The 20,165-nt window shown below is 70.4% G+C and carries 24 protein-coding genes and 2 pseudogenes; 9 read left to right on the top strand and 17 right to left on the bottom strand.

Annotated features, from left to right (window positions below):
* The 11 genes and pseudogenes from ASE91_RS04045 to ASE91_RS04090 all read right to left on the bottom strand — a co-directional run bounded on the left by ASE91_RS04045 (position 1) and on the right by ASE91_RS04090 (position 4,523).
* Positions 1–552, bottom strand: a complete 552-nt coding sequence (locus ASE91_RS04045; protein WP_056001007.1) for a tail tape measure protein — start codon at positions 550–552, stop codon at positions 1–3.
* A complete protein-coding gene (locus tag ASE91_RS04050) occupies positions 545–736 on the bottom strand; it encodes a phage tail assembly chaperone (RefSeq protein WP_056001004.1) in 192 nt (63 codons plus the stop codon). Before ASE91_RS04050 ends, ASE91_RS04045 begins: the two co-directional genes overlap by 8 nt.
* Positions 733–1,044, bottom strand: a complete 312-nt coding sequence (locus ASE91_RS04055; protein ID WP_056001002.1) for a GTA-gp10 family protein — start codon at positions 1,042–1,044, stop codon at positions 733–735. The genes ASE91_RS04050 and ASE91_RS04055 overlap by 4 nt, the downstream gene beginning before the upstream one ends.
* Entirely contained in the window at positions 1,041–1,448 is a 408-nt protein-coding gene (locus ASE91_RS04060) for a phage major tail protein, TP901-1 family (protein ID WP_056622918.1), read from the bottom strand. Before ASE91_RS04060 ends, ASE91_RS04055 begins: the two co-directional genes overlap by 4 nt.
* A gap of 67 nt (positions 1,449–1,515) precedes the next feature.
* Entirely contained in the window at positions 1,516–1,896 is a 381-nt protein-coding gene (locus ASE91_RS04065) for a DUF3168 domain-containing protein (protein WP_056622920.1), read from the bottom strand.
* Positions 1,893–2,096, bottom strand: coding sequence for a hypothetical protein (locus ASE91_RS04070; protein ID WP_056000997.1), 204 nt, complete (start codon positions 2,094–2,096; stop codon positions 1,893–1,895). Before ASE91_RS04070 ends, ASE91_RS04065 begins: the two co-directional genes overlap by 4 nt.
* A complete protein-coding gene (locus tag ASE91_RS04075; protein WP_056623046.1) occupies positions 2,093–2,587 on the bottom strand; it encodes a hypothetical protein in 495 nt (164 codons plus the stop codon). The genes ASE91_RS04070 and ASE91_RS04075 overlap by 4 nt, the downstream gene beginning before the upstream one ends.
* A gap of 150 nt (positions 2,588–2,737) precedes the next feature.
* Positions 2,738–2,925: phage major capsid protein (locus tag ASE91_RS20410; protein WP_235530299.1), on the bottom strand; the 188-nt coding region annotated here is incomplete at its 5' end.
* A 3-nt stretch (positions 2,926–2,928) separates the two neighbouring features.
* Positions 2,929–3,772: pseudogene (locus ASE91_RS04080) on the bottom strand (phage major capsid protein); the annotation flags it as partial.
* A gap of 77 nt (positions 3,773–3,849) precedes the next feature.
* Positions 3,850–4,227: an HK97 family phage prohead protease gene (locus ASE91_RS04085; RefSeq protein ID WP_200909558.1), complete on the bottom strand. Its 378-nt coding sequence runs from the start codon at positions 4,225–4,227 to the stop codon at positions 3,850–3,852.
* Complete coding sequence (locus ASE91_RS04090) at positions 4,215–4,523, bottom strand: DUF6127 family protein (protein WP_056622923.1); 309 nt, start codon at positions 4,521–4,523, stop codon at positions 4,215–4,217. The genes ASE91_RS04085 and ASE91_RS04090 overlap by 13 nt, the downstream gene beginning before the upstream one ends.
* Before the next feature lie 36 nt (positions 4,524–4,559).
* Between ASE91_RS04090 and ASE91_RS19145 the strand changes: the two genes are divergently transcribed.
* Positions 4,560–4,709 carry a hypothetical protein gene (locus tag ASE91_RS19145; RefSeq protein WP_156357649.1) on the top strand — a complete coding sequence of 50 codons (150 nt, stop codon included), beginning with the start codon at positions 4,560–4,562 and terminating at the stop codon, positions 4,707–4,709.
* Positions 4,710–4,715: 6 nt separating this feature from the next.
* On the opposite strand, the gene ASE91_RS04095 is transcribed toward ASE91_RS19145, so the two are convergent.
* From ASE91_RS04095 to ASE91_RS04105, 3 genes and pseudogenes are all read right to left on the bottom strand, one after another.
* Positions 4,716–5,843 (bottom strand): phage portal protein, encoded by a 1,128-nt coding sequence (locus tag ASE91_RS04095; protein WP_056622926.1) that lies wholly within the window; start codon positions 5,841–5,843, stop codon positions 4,716–4,718.
* A 161-nt stretch (positions 5,844–6,004) separates the two neighbouring features.
* Positions 6,005–7,304: pseudogene (locus ASE91_RS04100) on the bottom strand (DNA-packaging protein); the annotation flags it as partial.
* Positions 7,301–7,789 (bottom strand): hypothetical protein, encoded by a 489-nt coding sequence (locus ASE91_RS04105; protein ID WP_056000984.1) that lies wholly within the window; start codon positions 7,787–7,789, stop codon positions 7,301–7,303. The pseudogene ASE91_RS04100 and the gene ASE91_RS04105, both read right to left, overlap by 4 nt.
* A 269-nt stretch (positions 7,790–8,058) precedes the next feature.
* Between ASE91_RS04105 and ASE91_RS20050 the strand changes: the two genes are divergently transcribed.
* Both ASE91_RS20050 and ASE91_RS04110 read left to right on the top strand, forming a co-directional pair.
* The gene (locus ASE91_RS20050) at positions 8,059–8,229 is read left to right on the top strand and encodes a hypothetical protein (protein WP_200910889.1); all 171 of its coding nucleotides are present in this window, start codon (positions 8,059–8,061) and stop codon (positions 8,227–8,229) included.
* Positions 8,226–8,564, top strand: a complete 339-nt coding sequence (locus ASE91_RS04110; protein ID WP_235530300.1) for an antitoxin Xre/MbcA/ParS toxin-binding domain-containing protein — start codon at positions 8,226–8,228, stop codon at positions 8,562–8,564. Before ASE91_RS20050 ends, ASE91_RS04110 begins: the two co-directional genes overlap by 4 nt.
* A gap of 253 nt (positions 8,565–8,817) precedes the next feature.
* On the opposite strand, the gene dapF is transcribed toward ASE91_RS04110, so the two are convergent.
* Both dapF and ASE91_RS04120 read right to left on the bottom strand, forming a co-directional pair.
* Positions 8,818–9,771 carry a diaminopimelate epimerase gene (dapF, locus tag ASE91_RS04115; protein ID WP_056622934.1) on the bottom strand — a complete coding sequence of 318 codons (954 nt, stop codon included), beginning with the start codon at positions 9,769–9,771 and terminating at the stop codon, positions 8,818–8,820.
* Positions 9,768–10,424 carry a glutathione S-transferase family protein gene (locus tag ASE91_RS04120; protein ID WP_056622936.1) on the bottom strand — a complete coding sequence of 219 codons (657 nt, stop codon included), beginning with the start codon at positions 10,422–10,424 and terminating at the stop codon, positions 9,768–9,770. The genes dapF and ASE91_RS04120 overlap by 4 nt, the downstream gene beginning before the upstream one ends.
* Before the next feature lie 49 nt (positions 10,425–10,473).
* Here ASE91_RS04120 and ASE91_RS04125 point away from each other — a divergent pair, with 49 nt between their 5' ends.
* The gene (locus ASE91_RS04125; RefSeq protein WP_235530301.1) at positions 10,474–12,924 is read left to right on the top strand and encodes a DUF2339 domain-containing protein; all 2,451 of its coding nucleotides are present in this window, start codon (positions 10,474–10,476) and stop codon (positions 12,922–12,924) included.
* A gap of 71 nt (positions 12,925–12,995) precedes the next feature.
* Here ASE91_RS04125 and ASE91_RS04130 read toward each other — a convergent pair whose 3' ends face one another.
* Positions 12,996–13,448 (bottom strand): DUF6456 domain-containing protein, encoded by a 453-nt coding sequence (locus ASE91_RS04130; RefSeq protein WP_056622942.1) that lies wholly within the window; start codon positions 13,446–13,448, stop codon positions 12,996–12,998.
* Between the two features lie 94 nt (positions 13,449–13,542).
* Here ASE91_RS04130 and ASE91_RS04135 point away from each other — a divergent pair, with 94 nt between their 5' ends.
* The 5 genes from ASE91_RS04135 (at position 13,543) to tilS (ending at position 20,119) form a co-directional block, all read left to right on the top strand.
* Positions 13,543–14,103 carry a helix-turn-helix domain-containing protein gene (locus tag ASE91_RS04135; RefSeq protein ID WP_056402299.1) on the top strand — a complete coding sequence of 187 codons (561 nt, stop codon included), beginning with the start codon at positions 13,543–13,545 and terminating at the stop codon, positions 14,101–14,103.
* 237 nt (positions 14,104–14,340) lie between these two features.
* On the top strand, positions 14,341–16,617 hold the full coding sequence (gene ptsP / locus ASE91_RS04140; protein WP_056622945.1) for a phosphoenolpyruvate--protein phosphotransferase: 2,277 nt from the start codon (positions 14,341–14,343) through the stop codon (positions 16,615–16,617).
* Between the two features lie 229 nt (positions 16,618–16,846).
* Positions 16,847–17,659 (top strand): helix-turn-helix domain-containing protein, encoded by an 813-nt coding sequence (locus ASE91_RS04145; protein WP_235530302.1) that lies wholly within the window; start codon positions 16,847–16,849, stop codon positions 17,657–17,659.
* A gap of 59 nt (positions 17,660–17,718) precedes the next feature.
* Positions 17,719–18,681 carry a hypothetical protein gene (locus ASE91_RS04150; protein WP_056622952.1) on the top strand — a complete coding sequence of 321 codons (963 nt, stop codon included), beginning with the start codon at positions 17,719–17,721 and terminating at the stop codon, positions 18,679–18,681.
* A 391-nt stretch (positions 18,682–19,072) separates the two neighbouring features.
* Positions 19,073–20,119, top strand: coding sequence for a tRNA lysidine(34) synthetase TilS (gene tilS, locus ASE91_RS04155; protein ID WP_056622957.1), 1,047 nt, complete (start codon positions 19,073–19,075; stop codon positions 20,117–20,119).
* The last annotated feature ends 46 nt before the right edge of the window (positions 20,120–20,165 follow it).

Genomic DNA, 20,165 nt, shown 5'->3' on the forward strand with positions numbered 1-20,165 from the left:
TCAAGCCTCCATCAGCGCGGCACGCACCGCCCGCGCGACCTGCCGGCTCGATTGTTGCAGCGCGCGCGGCGCATCCTGCCCCGGCGCATGGACGGTGATCGCCACCCGCACGTCGCGCGCAGGCCCGCCCTGCATCGCCACCACCTGTCCGCTGCTGGTCGGCACGAACAATTCCGGCCCGCGCTCGCCGACCAGATAGGGTCGCGCCGGGCTGACCGGTCCGCCCGTCGCCCGCCCCGGTGCGCCGCCGACCAGCGCACCCAGCACGCCGGCGATCCCGCCCGCCACGCCGCCGCCACCGCCGCCCGACCCCAGCACCGCCGCCGCCGCGATCTCCGCCAGCACCTTCAGTGCGGTATCGCGCAGATCGTCGAAATCCAGCTTGCCGGTGCGGATCGCGCGGCCCAGCGCGGTCTCGATCGCGCGCCCTGCCCGCTCGACCCCGCCGGCAAACGGCCCGTCCAGACTGGCCTGCATCGCCGCCACGTCGCCGGCGAACCCGGCGGTATCGGCGCGCACGCGCACGATCAGCCGTTCGATTTCCTCATCCATCGGGAAAACGCTCCTTCAGCGTGTCGATCGTCGCGCGGTCGCAGGGGGCGGGCGCATCGCCCCGCACCGCCTGCACCAGCGCGCCCAGTTCGGCGGGCGTCGCCGCCCAAAAGGCGTCCGGGCACCACCCGAACGCCACTCCCGCCAGCCCGGCCGCCCGGGCCGCGCCCTCGGCAAAACTCACCGCCCGCCCAATATCTGCGCGATCAGTTGTTTGAGCGCCGGCGTCGCCGCGGCGATCCCGGCCGCCGTCACCGCATCGGCAAACTCCTCGCGCGACATCGCCACCGGATCGCGCAGGCAATGCCACAGCAGCGCAATCAGGTCGGCCAGCGTCAGCCGCCCCGCCGCCGCCCGCTCGACCAGTGCGAACAGCGACCCGACCTCGCCCTCCGCCGCGACCAGCGCGGCAAAGCTCGGCCGCAGCACCAGCGTCTCGCCGCGCACCCGCAGGCTGGCCTCGCCGCGCACGGCATTCGCCGCGCCGCTCATGCCGACACCACCGGGCCGGAGGATTCGAGCGCCAGCGTGTAATTGCGCTCGCCATTATAATCGCCGGCATAGTCGAGCCGCGTGACGAGAAACCGTCCGGTCATCGTCTCGCCCCCTTCGAAGGTCAGCCGATACTCCTCGATCGTGCCGGCCAGCGCATTGGCCCGCAGCCGGACCTCCGCCGCCGATCCGGTGAACACCCCCGCCCCCGACACGCTGACCGACCGCACCCCCGCGCCCGACAGCAGTTCGCGCCACCCGCCCGAATCCTTGCTGGTGATCGCAACCGCCTCGCCATTGACGCTCAACTGCGTCGTGCGCAGCCCCGCGACCGTCGCATAGGCCACCGGCACGGCCCCGTTCCCGATCTTCAGCAGGAACGCACTCCCCTTCTCCGCCGCCATGTCATTCTCCCGATGTTGCAAATCGCAGTCCCGCTCCCCTCCCTGACAAGGGAGGGGAGCGAAAAGCTCACCCCGCCAGCATCCGCACCCGAAACTCGACCGATCCGATCCAGCCCTTGCCGTCGCGCACCACCCGGCTGCGCACGAACACCAGACTGACGATCCGCCACCCCGCCAGAGCCGCAGGCGCGGACAGCACCGCCCATTCCGCCGCCGCCGCCAGCGTCCGCAGCCGCACCGGCACCTCGCCATCGTCGAACAGTTGCACGACCACCCGCCCCTCGCGTCCGGCGGCATCCTTGGTTCCCCAGTCGGACAGCACCGGCATGTCGACCACGACAAAGGGCCGCGCGGCACGCACCGGCGGCGCGTCGAACACGCTCGCCCCGGTCAGCACCGTGCGCAGCCGCGCGACCAGCATCGCCTGCAACAGCGTCCCCGCGATCATCGCCCCCACCCCGCGATATCCTGCAACCGCGGATCGACGATCGTCCGCCGCGCCAGCCCCTTGCCCGACAGCACCACCGCATCGTCGACTGCTTCGGCCCGCACCCCCGGCACCGCCGCCGCTGCCGCAGCTACCCGTGCCTGCATCTCGGCCGCCCGCCGCTCGGCAACCGCGATGCCCCGCACCAGCGCCGCCCTCATCGCCGCGCCCCCGTCAGTTGCATCCGCCGCCACGGCCGCCACAGCGCCCCGACCGCCGCCGGGGGCGCGGCGCTCGCCGTTCGTTGATCGAACAGATGTGCGACCAGCACCACCACCCCTTGCGCGACCGCCGCCGGCACCGCCTCCCACGTCGCTGCGATCCCGGCGGTGAAGTGCACCGGGCTGGCCGCCGCCATCCGCACCCATCCCGTCCCGTCGGCATCGATATCGATCGCCGTGACCGGCGCGACCGCGACGATCGCGCTGACCGGCCCCACCGGCAGCGCCCGCCACTCGCCGCTCGCCGCCATCATCGCCTCGTGCGGCCGCGCGAGGATCGCGGTCCCGGTATAGGCCTCGGCCAGCGCCAGCGCGCTCGCCGCCAGCCGATCGATCACCGCATCCTCGGCACTGCCGGTGATCCGCAGATAGTCCCGCGCCGCCGCGCGCACCCCCGCGATCGCCGCCGCCGGAAAAGGCGCTGCGCTCATATACATCTCCCGTTTTTTGATCCGCTCACGCGGATGGCGGTGCCGGCCCGCTCNCCCCACCCGGCCACCCACACGGTATTCTCGATGGGTGGCCGGGTGGGGGGAGCGGGCCGGCACCGTCTCGGGGCGGGCTATCCCCGCCCCGACCCATTAAGCCGCTGCGATCTTCAGCAGCTTGATCGCCTCCGAATTGACCACCGCCCCGCCGACGCGCTTGGTCGCGTAGAAATGGACGAACGGCTTGTTCGAATACGGATCGCGCAGGATCTGCGTCTCGGCCCGCTCGGTGATCAGATACCCTGCCCGGAAATTACCGAACGCGATCGGGAAACTGCCCGNNNCCGCGATGTCCGGCATGTCCTCCGCCTCGACCACCGGATAGCCCAGCAGCGTATCGGGCTGCCCCGCCGCCAGCCCCGGCATCCACAGGAACGCGCCCTCGGCACTCTTGAACTTGCGGATGCGCGCCGCGGTCTGCGCATTCATCACGAAGGTCGCACCCTGCCGATACGCCCCGCGCAACGCCTGGACCAGATCGATCAGCCGGTTCTCGGGCTCAGCGCCAAAGTCCGCCGCCGCCCCGCTCGCCAGATACTGCATCGTCCCGAACGCCCGCGTCGCATCGCCGGTCGCGGCGGTCGGCCCGGTCAGGAACCCGCGCGGCCGCCCGACGCCGTTACCGCTAACGAACGCCTGCCCTTCCGCGCGGGCGAACTCGCTCGCGATCTCGCCGGCCAGCCATTGCTCGACATCGAACGCGGCATCATCCAGCATCGCCTGACTCGCCGCCGGATTGGCGTAGAGCTCGCCCATCGGCGGTGCGATCTCGTTGAAGGTCGGCGTCGCCGTCTCCGGCCGCGCGCCGCCTTCGCTCGCCCAGCCCGATGGCGTGCCGCCGCTGGTGACCAGCTTGCGATAGCCCGCCGTGCCGACGCTCACGACCTGCGCGATGCGGCGGATCGGGCTGGCACTCTTCAGCGTCGCGCCGATCATCGCATCGATCTCGCGCGGCACCGCCACGCCGCCCGCGGCATCGCTGGTCCCGGCCACCGCCTTGGTCTCGACCTCGGACCCGCTGCGCACGAACGCACCGAAGCCACCCCCCGGCGCGGCCCCGCTCAGCATCGGCCGGCTGCCACCGACACCCGCACCCGAAAAGCTTCCCACCAGCGTATCGATCGTCATACCCTCTTCCCCATGCAAAAAGGGGCGCCGCACCTGCGACACCCCTTCGGTTGAAAAATGATTGTGAAACCGCAGGATCACCCGTCCTCGACGGCATGAATCCGAGCCAGCGGCTGCATCGGCTGCGCGACGATACTGACCTCGACCAGTTCCGCCGCCGCGATCGTCCGCCACGCGCCCTGCTGCACCTGCGTCGCGCGGTATCCGAACGACAGCCCGGTCACCGCCCCGCAGCCGACCAGCCGTGCCGCCTCGCCCCCGTCGATCCGACCGATCACCCGCAAGCCCCGCGCATCCTCGCCGGCCAGCTCGACCGTCCCGATCGGATCGCCCCGATGCTGCCACAGCAGCGGCACCCGCCCGACCGCCGTCAGCGCGCCGGGCAGCACCACATCGCCGCCCCGGTCGGCCCGCCCGAAGATCGCGGCGTACCCTGCGAACCTCACCGCGCCCATTCGGGCCACCCGCTCTTCACCGCGATCCCGACCAGCAGCAGCGCGAACACCATCCGCATCACCCATGCCAGCGCCGCGCGCACCGCCGATCGCTTGGCATCGCGCCACGCCTTCAACAGCTCGCGCAGTTCCTGCACATCGCCCGCCGCCGCCGCATCCGACAGCCCGATCCGCGCCATCGCCCGGCTCGCGCCCAGTTCGCCCGCCTCCTCCGCGATCGCCCGCAGCGTCTGCAGGTCGGCGCCATCGCTCGCCGCCTGTCCCATCAGCTGCGCCAGCAGCACCCCGTCGCCCATCGCCTGTCTCCTGCCATCTGTGCTAGCGGCGTGTCGGTGAGACCCCGCCTGCGCATCATCTTCGCCGCCTTCGGCGCGGCCCTCCTCGCCTTCACCTTCGCGCTGCCCGTGCTGAAGGGGAAACGCTGCACCCAGGCCGGGGGCAGTTTCGACCGCCTGACCATGACCTGCGACCTGCCCCGCTAAGGTCGGTCACAACCCCACCAACGCCCGCTTCTCCTCCGGCGTCAGGAAATCCGCCCCCGCCACCCGCGCCCACAACTGGTCGCGCTCGTCGCTCAGCGCCACCACCCGGTCGAGATCGACGCCAAGCGCCCCGCTCCCGATCCACCCGTCGATCGCCTGCCCCAGCGCGGCCAGCACCCGCTCGCCCAGCGGCACGATCGTCTGCCGCCACAGCGCCCGGTTCGCCTCGCGATAATTCGCAAACGTATTGTCCCCCGGCAGCCCCAGCAGCAGCGGCGGCACCCCGAACGCCAGCGCGATCTCGCGCGCCGCCTGTGCCTTCAACCCCACGAAATCCATGTCCGCCGGCGTCAGGCTCATCGCCTGCCATTTGAGACCGCCGTCGAGCAGCATCGGCCGCCCGGCATTGGCCGCCCCGGCAAAGGCATCGTCCATCTGCGCGCGCAGCCGGTCGAACTGCTCGCCCGACAACACCCCGCCATCGCCCGGATCATGGACCAGCGCCCCGGAAGGCCGCGCGGCATTGTCGAGCAGCGCCTTGTTCCACCGCGCCGCCTCGTTATGGATCGCCACCGCCCCCGCCGCCGCGCCCAGACACCCGAGGCCATAATGATCGTCGAGCGGGTGGAAGCCGCGAATGTGCACCACCGCCGGGCGGCCCGCGCCGTCCTCGGCCGCGATGCGCGTCACCCGCTCGCCCACCCGATACCGGTACGCGACCGGCCAGCCCGCCGCATCCGCCTCCACGGTCACCCGCTCGGGCCGCAGCGCATACAGCTCGCCGATCCCGCCCGCCCCGTCCTCAATCAACTGGATATAGGCATTGCCGTGCAGCAGCAGTTGCGCGGCCACGCTCTCCAGCAATTCCTGCCCCGCCGACCGCGCCGCGACCAGCGCCACCGCCCGCGCGTCGCCCACGACCGGCATCGACGCGACCCCCTCCGCCACCAGCCGCACCGCGCGCTGCGCGATAGGATTGCCCAGATAGGCGGCGCGCACCTGCGCCTCATAGCCCTGCGCCCACCCCCCCGCCGCCGGCCCGCTCCCCTCGCGCCACAGCACCGCACCGGTGCCGCCACGCGCCAACACCGGACGCGACCCGTCGCGCCCGGACCTGCGTCCGAACCATTTCATGGCAATTCTCCCGAAACCAAAGATGACCGCCCATCTTCCCTCTCCCCTTTCAAGGGGAGAGGGTTGCGCAGACTTGGTCTTTGCACAGCAAAGGCCTAGTCGAAGCTGGGAGAGGGGTCAGCGCGCAGCGCGCGAGCCAAAGGCTCGCTCGATCCCCCCNNCCCGAACCGTCGCGACCCCGCGCCGCCCGAACATCAACTCCTGCATCGCCCACACCATCGCATCGGCCCGGTCGGGCGACCGCCCCGGCCCCTGATAGCCGCCCCCGGCGATCAGCCCGCACAATTCGTCCTCCAGCGCCGGGAACGCGCCGACATGGAACGCCCGGCCATGCTCGTACAGCGCCACGATCGGCTCGGCCCGCGCCGCCTTCCCCCGCGATGCGTGGACCAGCGTGACCGGCAAGCCGGCCTCCGCCGCGCGCAGCACGCTGGCGACCATCGCCCCGCCCTGGTTCGATTCCGCCACCACCCGGTCCGCGCCGTGCCGCGCCGCGCATGCCGCGACGGCCCCGGCCCAGCCCTCGGGCGACAGGCCGGCCACGCTCGCATCGGCCAGCACATAGCCATGGCCATCCTCGCCAAGGCCCACCGCGACGATTCCGCACGCATCGCCGTCAACCCCCGCCGGCGGATCGACCCCCACGACCACCCGCACCAGCGTCGGCGTGGTCGCCACCCGCCGTTCCTCGATCAGCGATCGTTGCCACAGCGCGCCTGCCACCTCCTCGATCAGCTCGCCGTCCAGCTCCTGCCGCCCCAGCCTCGTCCCGGCATAACTGCCCTCGACCTGCGCGACATAGCTTTTGGGCAGATGGACATTGTCATAGGTCCGCCCGCCGGTGATCCGCACGCCCGGCATCGCCCGGATGCGCCGCAGCAGCGGCACGACGCGCGGCGTCGTCGTCACCAGCGTCTGCGGCTGCTCGCCCAGCCGCATCCCCATCATCAGATTGTCCCATGTCGCATCGGCATTGCGCCATTTGGCCAGCTCGTCGCACCACGCGATATGGTGTTCGGGACCGCGCAGGTTCTCGCCGCTCTCGGCGGCGTAGATATAGGCACGGGCACCCGAACCGAATTCAACCAATCCGTGCGACGGCCGATAGGTCACCGGCCCGAAATGCCGTCCGATCGCCAGCACGCCGGCGGGTCCCCGGATCATCACTTGTTCGACGTCGCGCCGGGTCGCCCCGACCAGCGCGATGCGCAGGTCGCGCCGATCGGCTGCCTGTTCGCAGACCCATTCGGCACCGGCATGGGTCTTGCCGAACCCGCGCCCCGCCTGGATCAGCCATACCGTCCAGTCATTGTCGGCGATCGTCTGACCGTCATGCGCCCACAGCTTCCACCGCGTCGCCAATTCGCGGCGGCGGTGCGGTGTCAGGCGCGACAATGTTCGTTCGAGTTGCACATCGTCCATCTCGGCCAATGCCCGGACCAGCGGATCCATCTCGCTCATGTCCGACGCTCCAGCTTGCCACGCATCGCCTTGATCCGCTTGATGAGCATCGCGTCCGTTTCGGCCTGCGTCGCCCGCAACTGCGCCTCGCGCCGCCCGGTGCCCTGCTTGACCAGCGCCTGATGCCGATCGAGCAGACGGATCGCCTGTTCGACGCTGATCGGGCCGGTGACGACCTTGTCGGGATCGCCGGCCGGAACATCCTCCAACGCGGCGATCGCTTTGGATACCAGCATCTCTTCCAGCCGGTCGTACCCGGCCAGCAGCGCCATTCGCCACTGTTCGGCAAAGGCAACGTCGCGTCGGCGCAGGGCATAAACGCTGGCCTGCGTCAGCCCGACCGCTTCGGTCGCCGCCCGGACGTTACAGGTCGCGGCTACATGGTCCAGAAACTGCGCGCGGCGTGATGGCGTCCATCCGGCGGCGATCCGCTGCTGTTGCACCGGTCGCCTGCCGCCGCTGGTAAGCACTTTCTCCCGCTCCATCGCCTTCCCCCCGATCGCGTGCCCCGGACGCGAAACGGGGCCGAAGGCGTCGCCGCCCGGTCCCGATCCGCAATTCCTCACTGTTCCTGTTTTGTGCCAGATGAGCGTGACGATGTCAAGCGCAATGTTCCTATTTGGTTCGTTTTGCGCCGGCCATGGCGACGGGCGCACCGCATCCCCATATAGGTTGCATCGTTGGCAGATGGTCCGTAGGCGCCAGCGACCGGGAGACTCGCGTGCTTCCGCTTACGCTGTTGGGAGCGTCGATTATGGACCTCAACGATTTGCTGCACCGCCATCAGGTGGCGCTGATGCGCGCGGCCTCGGCCGCCACGAACGAGGCGCGCGAGTCGCACGACGGCACCGCGCGCTGCTACGAAACCAAGATCGAAACGGTGCGCAGCATGCTCGGTGCATCCGGCCGGATGGTGGCGGCATGACCGCCGCCCCCGACACGCTGGCCGACCTGCCCGCCGACGCCGTGGCCGAACTGCCCGTCGAGGCCGTGGCCGAAGCGCCGGTCGAAACCCCGCGCAAGCCAGGGGCGATGCGCTTCAAGCGCAAGTACACGACGGTGCGCCTCACCCCCGATCAGGCCAGTCGTCAGGGTCAGGTCGCGACCAGCGCCTTTCGCCGCTTCGGCGAGCGCGACAAGGCGATGGCGTTCCTGAACGACCATGACGACGCCCTTGGCGGACGCCCGCTCGACCTCGCGATCGCGAGCGCGGAGGGGCTGCAAAGCGTCGAAGCGGCGATGCTGGCGCGGACGGCCTAACCACGCATCAATCCATCTCGCGGGGCAGGCGCTCCGCGAGAGGCGGATCGATGAAGGCCTCTGCGAACGTCGCACGCGCCATCACCGCGTGACTATACTCCGCAGGCTTCGGTCAAGGGAGGCGCGGCTTCCTCCCCCCGTTCAGTTCGAGCAGCTTCGAGCCTGTCGAGAAGCGTCCGTCGAGAACCCGGCCCGCTTGAGCCACCCCTCCTCGACAAGCTCGAACCGAACGGGCCGCGAGCAAGGGCCGCCCTCACAACCCCGCGAGCATCGCCTCCCACGCCGCGACTTCGTCCTCGCGCCGCGCCACGATCCGCAGCGGCCCGACCGCACCGGTCGCCGGATCGACCTCGATTTCCCCGTCCCATGCGAACGTCGCATTGCCCGCGATCGTCACCACGTCGCCGACATCGGCCGTCGCGCGCACCATGCCGCCCCGGTTGAAGACCCGCGTCTCGACGCTCCAGCCGATCCGCCCGGTCCGCGCCGCCGCCAGCGTCGACGCCGCCATCGCGCTGCCGCAGCTGTTGGTCAGCCCGACACCGCGTTCATAGGTCCGCACGAACAGCGCGCGCTCATGCCCCTTTTCGCGCAGTTCGACGAAACTGACATTGGCCCGCGCCGGGATCAGCGCCGGTCCGCACTCGCACCAGTCGCCCAGCGTCACCAGCTCGCCATCGTCGACCGCATCGACGAACGCCACCAGATGCGGGTTGGGCATGGCGACGGCGGTGAAGCGCCGCTCGCTCGGCAATCCGGGGATCGCCGCCTCGACGAACGCCGCGTCGCCAACGGTCAGCCCGACGTCCGCCGGCCGCAGCGATACCGGTCCGACCTTCGTCTCGATCGTGGTGACGCCCATGGCGATCGGCGCGACCCGCCGTGCCTCGGCATCGCTGACCTTCAGCCGCACCCGCCCGGCCTCGGTGCCGGTCACCTCGAACCCCAGCCGTGCGGTACAGCGCAGGCCGTTCAGGCACGTCTCCGCCTCCGACCCGTCGGGATTGAACATCCGCATCCCGAAACTATGCGAGGAATCTTCGCCGGTTAGCAGCAACAGCCCGTCGCCGCCGACATCCCCCGCACGATCCGCCAGCGCCCGCGCCACCCGCGCCCATTCGGCATCGGCCAGATCGATGCCCCGCGCATCGATCAGCGGGAAATCATTGCCCGACCCATGGCAATGCACGAACGAAAACTTCTTCACCCTATCTTACTCCGTACCTTGGCAAGGAACCCGCGCTCCGCCTCCAGCCGCCGGGCAAAGGCCGGCCGCGCCAACATCCGGTTCAGATAGCGCGCCAGTTCCGGATGGCCCCCCGCCTCGATCGGCGCGGCCGCGTGCAGCGAACTCGCCAGCGCGCTGGTCACCGCGATATCGGCCAGCGTGAAACCGTCCCCGACCAGAAAGTCGCGCCCCGTCACCGCCTGTTCCAGATAGGCGAGGATCGGCGGCCACTGCTCGCGCTCGGCCCGGTCCGCCGCCGCCGCATCGCCCGGCACCCCGCGCAACAACGGCCCGACCACTCGATTGAACAACATCGTCCTGCCCGTGGCGAAGATCACCGTATCCGCCAACTCGTCGAACCAGATCGTCCGCCCGCGCGGCCGCGCATCGGCCGGGATCAACGCCGGTTCGGGATGTTCCGCCTCCAGATAGGCGATGATCGCGCTCGAATCGGACAGGGCGTAGTCGCCGTCGACCATCGCCGGGATCTGCCCGAACGGGCTGATCGCACGAAAGGCGGGTGTGGTATCGCCCGGCGCGGTCGGGACCAGCTCGGCTTCCAGCCCCTTTTCCTCGGCAAAGACCACTGCCTTGCGCACGAAGGGCGAGATGGTCGATCCGTATATCTTCATGGGTGCGTCTCCATTGGCCCCGACAAGGGGCGACACCGGCCCCCGGCCTGTGCCACAACCGGTAGTGGTGACGATAGTCCTCCTCCTCGCGGTGATCGCCCTGTCGGTCGCGCTGGCCCGGTTGCAGCGGCGCGTCGCGGCGCTGGAGGCACGACTGGCCGCCCCCACGCCGCCGATCGCCTTGCCCGAAGCGGCGGCACCGGCGGCACGCGAGGCGCACCGCCCCCGCATCGCCCCGCCTCGCCCAAGGTTGCCGCGACCGACCATACCGAGCATCGATTTCGAAACGCTCGTCGGCAGCCGCCTGCCGGTGTGGATCGGCGGATTGGCGCTGGTCGTCGGCGGCATCTTCCTCGTGCGGCTGTCGATCGAGGCGGGGTGGCTGACCCCGGCGATCCGCACCGCGTTCGCCGCCGCCTTCGCGCTGGCGCTGCTGATCGGCAGCGAAGCGGCCCGTCGCCTGCCTGCCACCCATGACGATCCGCGCATCGCCCAGGTGCTGGCCGGGGCCGGCATCGCCTCGGCCTATGCCACGCTCTATCTCGCCGCCGCGCTCTATCATCTGGTCGATCCGCTTGCCGGGTTCGCGATGATGCTGGCCATCACCGCGCTCGGCCTGTTCCTCGCGCTGCGCCACGGTCCGCCGACCGCGGTGATGGCCTTGGTCGGCGGGTTCGCGGCGCCGTTGGTCGCGGGCTATGACGCCGCCGGCATCGGCGCGCTGCTGGTCTATCTCGGCCTGTTCGTCGCCGCCCTGCTCAGCCTCGCCATCGTGCGCGGCTGGGCGTGGCTGGCGATGAGCGCGCTGGTCGCCGCGTTCGGCTGGGCGGGGTTGCTGATCGCGCTGGTCCCGCCCGACCGGCTGGCGGGCATCGGCGCGTTCCTCGTCGCACTCGCAGTCGCCGGCAGCCTCGCCGCCCCGCGCGCCGCGATCGAGCGCCGCTGGCTGCGCGCCGCGCCGCTGCTGGCGGCATTGGTCCAGATGCTGGCGATCGCGCCGATGCTCGATTTCTCGGCACTGGCATGGGGCTTCTACCTGACGCTGTCGGCGGCGGCGCTGTTCCTCGCATGGCGCGACAGCGCGCTGCTGTCCGCCGCCATCGCCGCCGCGATTCTCGTGACCCTGCTGACCGCGGCCGGGATGGTGCAGGATGACGGCAACGCGACCGAATCGATGGTGCCGATCGCCATGCTGATCTTCGCGGGGGCCGGTGCCGGGTTGTCGCGGCGCAGCGCAGGCTGGGCATGGGTCGCCCTGATCGGCAGCATCTGCCCGCTGCTGGCGACACAGTTCTGCACGCCATGGATCGCGCGTCCGGCGCTGTGGCTGCTGCTCGCGCTGGCCGGGGCGGCGCTCGCATGGCGGCATCGCGACCGCAGCGGGACCGGCGATGCCGGACTGGTCGGGGGTGTCGCCACGGTCGCGCTGGCGGTCGGCATCCTGCTCGCCACCTATCTGCCCGCGCCATGGCTCGCACTCGCGCCGCTGGCGGCGGGTGGAGTACTACTCGCCGCGCTGCGCTTCGACCGCCATGCGATCGGACGGCTGGCCGCGCTGCCATGGCTGTTGCTGATCCTCGCCGCCGGCGAACCGATCGCGCAGATCGGCGTGGCGCTCGGCAAGTCGCTCGGCTTCGACGTCTTTCCCTATGCCTATCTGCCGCGCGCCGCCGATGCCGCCACCCTCATCCTACTGCCCGGCATCGCGATCCTCGCCGCGGCATGGCGCGCGCCGGCGCTGTTCGCCTCGTTCCGCCGGGTCATCGTGCCGATCGAGATCGCGCTGACCGTCCTCGGCAGCTATGTCCTGCTCAAACAACCCTTCGCCATCACCACCCTGCCCGCCTTCCAAGCCAACGGGTTCGTCGAGCGCGTCCTGCTGACCGACCTCGCGCTGCTGGTCGGTGCCCTGCTGTGGCAACGGCATCGCCGCCTTGCCACCGCCTTCCTCGCGCTCGGCCTCGCGCGTCTCGTCTGGTACGACCTGCTCGGCCTCAATCCGATCTGGATACCGCAAGCGGTCGGCCCGCTCCCGCTGCTGAACGCCGCCACGCTCCACCTCGGCTTCGCCGCCGCGCTGGTCTGGCGGCTGCGCGACTTCCCCCGCCGCAGCCTGATCGCGGCGCTGCTCACCCTTGCCGCGACGCTCGCCACCATTCGCCAGCTGGCGCATGGCACGCTGCTGACCGGTCCGGTGTCGACGCCCGAAAACTGGGGCTATTCGGCGGCGATGCTCGGCCTCGCGATCGTGTGGCTGTGGCGCGGCCTGTCGGTGGGCAGCGCCGACCTGCGCCGCTTCGGCCTCGCGCTGCTGACCCTCACCACGCTGAAGGTCTTCCTGATCGATGCCGCCGCGCTGGCGGGCGTGCTGCGCATCCTGTCGTTCATGGGGCTGGGCGCGGCGCTGATCGCAATCGGCTGGGCGTATCGGAAGTTTCTGGTTGCGGCACCGGCCCGCTCCCCCACGGGGCCCCCGCAAAGTAATACTTTGCGGGGCTGACCCCACCCCACCACCCACGCAAGTATCATGAATGGGTGGTGGGGTGGGGGAGCGGGCCGGTGCCGTCTTCCTCAAAACCGGTAATGCGCCGCCAGTCGATCCAGCGCCAGCGTAAGCACCAGCCGCCCGGCCCGCGCCGGCCAGCCCAGCGCCTTCTCCGCCGCCGGCAGCCCCTCGTTCGCGCACACCGTTCGCCACAGGATGTCCGACAGCCCCGGCCCGACCGCCGCGATCGCCGCATCGAACCGGGCCTTGGCCGCGACCTGCCTGCCCGACGGGTCGATCGCTGCGCCGTTGCTGCCGCGTGGCGCACCGTCCCAGCGCATCGTCACCTGCGGCCCCAGCGACGCGCGTTCGAAATCGCCGCGCAGCCGCTCCCCCGCCTCGAACTGCCGACCATCGACCAGCGACCGCGCCTTCAGCCAGTCGAGCGGCGATTCACGCAGGTTGACCGTCACCCGCCGCCCGCCCGCCGCATCGCGGATCCGCCCGGCCTCCAGCCGCCGTTCCAACAGTTCGCGCATTCCGTATCTCCCATCACCGAGTCCGGCGGGCTTGCCATGGGGTCACGCTTGTAGGAAAGCGATTGTACCAGATGGGTTTGCGAAAGGGCCATTGATGATTACCGCCATCCGCGAGGTGCGCCGCGCCCGCGGGCTGACGCTGGAGGAGGTCGCGATCCGGTGCGTACCCCCCACAACCGCGCAGACCATCGGCCGCCTCGAAACCGGCACGCGGACCGTGTCGGTCGGCTGGTTGAACCGCATCGCCGGGGCGCTGGCGGTCGATGCCGCCGATCTGGTCCGCCTGCCCGAACGGCCCGACCTGCCGGTCGCCGCGCTGCTCGACGCGTCGGGTGCCGCCGCACCGCGCCGGGCGATGAGCGTCACCCCGCCGCGCATCGAACCCGATCTCGTCACCGTGATCGTGCAGAGCGCGACCGGCGATTATCGCGCCGGTGACCTCGTCTGGTGCCGCCGCCTCGCCCCCGCCGATTACCTCGCCGCGCTCCACCGCGACGTCCTTGCCCCCGGCCCCGCCGGCCGCTTCGTGTACGGCCGGCTGCTCGCGTTCGACGGCGACGCGGTGTCGCTGCTCCCGACCCGGCTCGGCGCCAGTCCGGTCGCGCTGATCGCCCCGTGGCTCGCGGTCGCCGAACGGCTGGTGCGCAATTTGTGAGCCGGCAACGTCGCCCCCGGACGAAACGTTCGAACGGGCGACGTCGGCCGTAAACAAGCCGTCGTCCCCGCGAAGGCGGAGACCCATAGACGCAGCGGCGCGCTTCCTGCCCGAACGTCAGCGTGTATGGATTCCCGCCTTCGCGGGAATGACGAACCGATGGGAGCACCCCCAATTCCCCCCGCCCCCGACCTAAAGCGTCGTGACGCCCCCTCCTTCCCGTGTTAGCCCTGTGCCATGCCCCTATCGGCCACCGCCTCCGCCCGCGAAATCCTGACGAACCTTCACGACGTGATGGCGTCGCGAAGTCCGGCGCAGGCCAAGCTCAACTCGGTCGTCCGCATCATCGCCGAGGCGCTCGATAGCGAAGTCTGCTCGATCTACCTGCTGCGCGAGGGGCTGCTCGAACTCTTCGCCACGGTCGGCCTCGCGCAGGAGGCGGTCCACGTCACCAAATTCGCGCCGGGCGAAGGGCTGGTCGGCACCATCGTCGCCAATGTCGAGACGCTGAACCTTGCCGAGGCGGCGAGCCATCCCGACTTCGCCTATCGCCCGGAAACGGGGGAGGACAAATATCACAGCTTCGCCGGCGTGCCGGTCATCCGCCGCGAACGCGCCGTCGGCGTGCTGACCGTGCAGCATGCCGACCCGCGCCGCTATGCCGATATCGAGATCGAGGCGCTGCAGACCGTCGCGATGGTGCTGTCCGAACTCATCGCCAATGCCGACCTGATCGACGCGACCGCCGGTGCGTCGATCCGGCCGCAGGCGACCGGCGCGGTGCGGGTGCCCGGCTTCAAGCTGGTCGAGGGGATGGGCGCGGGCGTCGCCGTCTTTCACCAGCCGCGCATCGTCATCGAACATACCGTGGCGGAAGATACCGAGGCGGAACGCCACCGCGTCTATGCCGCGTTCGACAAGATGCGCGACCAGATCGAACGCATGTCGAACCAGGCCGAATTCGGCGTCGGCGGCGAACATGACGAGGTGCTCGCGACCTACAAGATGTTCGCCTATGACGAGGGCTGGGCACGCCGCATCAACGAGGCGATCGACAGCGGCCTGACCGCCGAGGCGGCGATCGAACGCGTGCAGCAGCGCACCCGGATGCGGATGCGCGAGATCAAGGACCCGCTGCTCGCCGACCGGATGCACGATCTGGAGGACCTGTCCAACCGGTTGCTGCGTATCGTGTCGGGCCAGCTCGGCACCGCCGCGCAATTGGGCCTGCGACAGGATACCGTCCTGATCGCGCGCAACCTCGGCCCCGCCGAGTTGCTCGAATATGACCGCCGCCGCCTGAAAGGGGTCGTGCTGGAGGAAGGGTCGCTGACCGCGCACGTCGTCATCGTCGCTCGCGCGATGGGCGTGCCGGTGCTCGGCCGCGTCCGCGACGTCCGCCGCCTGATCGCGGAGGGCGACCGGCTGCTGCTCAATTCGGTCGAGGATCTGCTGGTCATCCGCCCGACCCCGGCGATGGAGGAAGCGTTCGAGGCGAAGCTGGCGCTGACCCAGAAACGCCGCGCCACCTTCGCCGCGATGAAGGGTGAACCGCCCGTCACGCGCGACGGTCATCGCATTACGATGATGGTCAATGCGGGCTTGCGCGACGACGTCGCCGCGCTCGACCTGACCGGGGCCGACGGCATCGGCCTGTTCCGCACCGAATTCCAGTTCCTCGTCTCCGCCACCCTGCCGCAGCGCGAGCGCCAGCAGCGGCTCTATCGCGACGTACTGGACGTCGCCGGCGACCGCCCGGTCGTGTTCCGCACCGTCGATATCGGCGGCGACAAGGCGCTGCCCTATCTCGACCATGCCGAGGGGCATGCCGAAGAGAACCCGGCGATGGGCTGGCGCGCGCTCCGGCTGGCATTGGGTCGCGAAGGCCTGATGAAGGCACAGGCCCGCGCGCTGATCGAGGCTGCCTCGGGCCGCACGCTGAACGTCATGTTCCCGATGGTCAGCGAACCGTGGGAATTCGACGAGGCCCGCACCCTGTTCGAGGCGCAGCGCGAATGGCTGCGCGGGCGCGGCAAGTCGCTGCCGACCGACATCCGCTACGGCGCGATGCTGGAGGTGCCAGCGCTCGCCGACGTGCTGGATTTCCTGTGGCCGAACCTCGATTTCCTGTCGATCGGCACCAACGACCTTACCCAGTTCCTGTTCGCCGCCGACCGTGCCGATCCGCGCCTCGCCATGCGCTACGACTGGCTGTCGCCTGCGATCCTGCGCTTCCTGCGCCGCGTTACGAAGGCCGCGCACGAAGCGGGCAAGCCGGTCGCGGTGTGCGGCGAAATGGGCGGGCGTCCCTTGGAAGCGATGGCGCTGATCGCGCTCGGCATCGACCGCCTGTCGATCACCCCGGCAGCGGTCGGCCCGGTCAAGGCGATGATCCGCACGCTCGACCGGCAGGCGGCGATGGCCGAGATCGACCGCCTGCTCGCCATCCCCACCCGCACCCTCCGCCCCGCCCTTGAAGAATGGGCGAGGACGAACGGCGTGGAACTCTCCTGAAACTCCTCCCCGCACGCGGGGAGGGGGACCGCCGCAAAGCGGTGGTGGAGGGGGCGCGCCCCGCAACGCAACGCAACGGCAGGGCATGCCGCCGCCCCACCCGCATGACATACGATCCCCGCCCCAATTCCCCGCCAACTCCCCGCTCCGGCGTTGACAGGCGCAGCCCGCTGGCCGAAACCCCTTCGCGACCGGGGGCTGGCAGCGGCGGGTAAGAAGGGTAGTGATGATGGACGGCGACGGCACCACGGGCACGCCACGCACGGCGGGCATGATGCTGCGCTCCGCACGCGAGGCGCAGGGCCTGACCCTGTCCGACATCGCGCAGCGCACCCGCATCCCCTTGCGCCACCTCGAAGCGGTAGAGGACAGCAAGTTTCAGGCGCTGCCCTCTTCCACCTATGCGATGGGGTTCGGCCGCGCCTATGCCCGCGCGGTGAATATCGACGAGACCGATGTCGCCCGCGCGCTCCGCGCCGAACTCGCCACCAATTATCAACGTCCTGAACCGCTGCAGGACCTTGAGCCGATCGACGTGCGCCGTGGTCCGTCGGGCGGGCTGGTCGCCGCCGCCGCCGCGATCGCGATCGTGCTGTTGCTGGTCGCCGGTGTGTTCTTCGGCACGTCGCTGTTCCGGCAGGACGAGCCAGCGGCCCCCGCCGCGACCGTCGCCGGCGATCTCGGCATGCTGCCCGAAGCCACCCCGACCGCGGCCCCCGGCGGTGCCAGCGTCCCCGTCGCCGCGCCGGCCAGCGGCGGACAGGTGACGCTCACCGCCACCGGCCCGGTCTGGGTCCGGATCTTCGACGATTCGGGCACGCTGGTGAACAAGGAAATGGCCGCGAACGAGCGCTACGACGTGCCCGCGACCGCCAAAAATCCGCAGATCCGCACCGGCCGCCCCGATCTGCTGACCGTCACGCTCAACGGATCGAACGTGCCGCCGCTCGGCACCGCCGAACGCGCGGTCACCGTCGGCATCAGCGCCGACGCGATCCGCGGCCGCACCACGCCCACGCCGACCCCCAGCCCGGCGGGTTAAGCGTGGCGACAGGCGACATGCGCCACAGTCCTCCCCGTTCCGCCTCGAAGGGCCTTTCCATGCGTACTTTCTTTGGCCTGCCGCTCGCCGCGCTCGGCCTGCTCCTCGCCCTGCCCGCCGCCGCCCAGGATCAGGGCGCGCTCGACGGCCGCGTCAACAAGCTCGAGCGCGAGATGCGCGCCGTGCAGCGCAAGGTGTTCCCCGGCGGCGCCCCCAATCAGGTCGAGCCGCAGATCACCGCGCCGACCCAGCCGACCGACATTCCCGGTTCCCCGTCGAGCGGCCCGCTCGCCACGCTGACCGCGCGGATCGACGCGCTCGAATCGCAGCAACAGTCGCTGACCGGTCAGCTCGAACAGGTGCAGTACAAGCAGCGCCAGCTCGAAGAGTCCTTCGCCGCCTACAAGGCCGCGACCGACGCCCGGCTGAAGACTGCCGAGGCCGGCGCACTGCCCCCCGCCACCCCCGGCGCGATCGCTGCGGCGGGCGACACCAGCACCGACACGCCGCCGCCGGCCGCCACGCGCGGTCCGGGCAATGGCGGCGGAACGCTCGGTACGCCTGCCGCCACGCCCGCCGCCGATCCGGCCCGCGCCGCCCGCGTGAACGCGATCGAGAAGCCTGCGACCGGCGACGCGGCCGAGGACGGCTACACCTATGGCTATCGCCTGTGGAACGCGAAGCTCTATCCAGAAGCGATCGCCGCGCTCCGTCCGGTCGTCCAGCAATATCCCAAACACCGCCGCGCCAGCTTCGCCCAGAACCTGATCGGCCGTGCCTATCTCGACGACGGCAAGCCCAGCCTCGCCAGCCGCGAGTTCTACGAAAACTACAAAAATGCCCCCGACGGCGAACGCGCCCCCGACAGTCTGTTCTATCTGGCCGACGCACTGACCAAGCTCAGAAAGACCAAGGAAGCCTGCGACGTCTATGGCGAGCTGACCGATGTATATGGCGACAAGATGTCGGGGACGATGAAGGCCGATATTGCGAAGGGGCGGACGGCGAACAAGTGTGTATGATGCACAGCTATACGCACATTGTTCATGCTGAATAGGGACTGAACTTGTCGAAGGCCCGTATCGAAACGTTGGTGTCGGTCCTTCGCGACGCTATTTCGACAGGGTCGACCGCTGCGCAGGACGAATGGCGGGGGATTGCGTTCGGGCCACCCGGTCAGACTACGCGCCTATTCGTTGCCGGAATGACCTCCCCCCACCCACGCCGTTCGGTTCGAGCAGCTTCGAGCGAAGTCGAGAAGTGTCCGTCGAGAACGGGTCGTTCGAGGCACCCCCTTCTCGACTACGGTTCTCGACAAGCTCGAACCTGCGCTCGAAGCAAACGGGGAGGGGCAGGCGAACGGATCGGAAGCACGGCGGGACCCGTCCCAACAACACGCCCCCACTCCCCCCAATGACCCTCCCCCCCGAAGCCATCACCCGCTTCACCACCGACCTCACCACGCTCGCGCCGGCACCGACGCCCGCCAGTCCGCTCGCGGTCGCCGTCTCCGGCGGCCCGGACTCGATGGCGATGCTGGCGCTTGCCACCGCCGCCTTCCCGAACGCGGTCATCGCCGCCACCGTCGACCATCGCCTGCGCCCCGCCGCCGCGCAGGAAGCCGCGATGGTCGCCACATGGTGCGCAACCCACGGCATCCCCCACGCCACCCTGTTCCCCGATCACCCCCCGACCGGGGCCAGCATCCAGGCACAGGCCCGCCACCTCCGCTACGCCCTCCTCGCCGACTGGGCGCTCGCGGCGAGAGCCGGCGCGCTCGCCACCGCGCACCATGCCGACGATCAGGCAGAAACCTTCCTGATGCGCGCCGCGCGCGGTTCCGGCCCCGCCGGTCTCGCCGGCATCCGCCCCCGCTGGAACTTTCGCGCCGATCGGTGGGCCGCCGACCCGGCCCGATCCCCTGCGAACGCCGGGCTACGGTCGGATCGCAAGGCACCGGCCCTCCCGATCATCCGCCCCCTCCTCGCGTGGCGTCGCGCGGACCTACGCACCCTCGCCGCCGACCTGCCCTTCATCGACGACCCATCGAACACCGACCGGCGCCACGACCGCACCCATGCCCGCGCGCTGCTCGCCACCGGCCAGATCGACCCGCTCGCGCTCGCCGCTGCCGCCGCGCATTGTCGCGACGTCGATACGGCGCTGACCGACACCGTCGACTGGCTCTGGCGCACCCGGCGCACGGCCGATGACGCAGCGACCCGGATCGACGTCACCGACCTCCCGCGCGAACTTCGCCGCCGCCTCGCCCGCCGCGCGATCGGCGACGTCCGCGCGACTCACGCCGTCACTGAAGGCCGCTGGTCCGACGCCACCAATATCGAATCGCTGCTCGACGCGCTCGAGTCGGGGAAACCCGCGACCCAGGCCGGCATCCTGGTCGTGCCAAAGCGCCAAATTTGGCGGTTTTCTTCCGCTCCGCCGCGTCGTTCAGTCTGATCGACGTTGTTCCATTGTCATTAACCTTCGCTGGCCTATCTTGTGG

Origin of the sequence: Sphingomonas sp. Leaf62 (assembly GCF_001421915.1) — a bacterium.
Lineage (GTDB): Bacteria > Pseudomonadota > Alphaproteobacteria > Sphingomonadales > Sphingomonadaceae > Sphingomonas.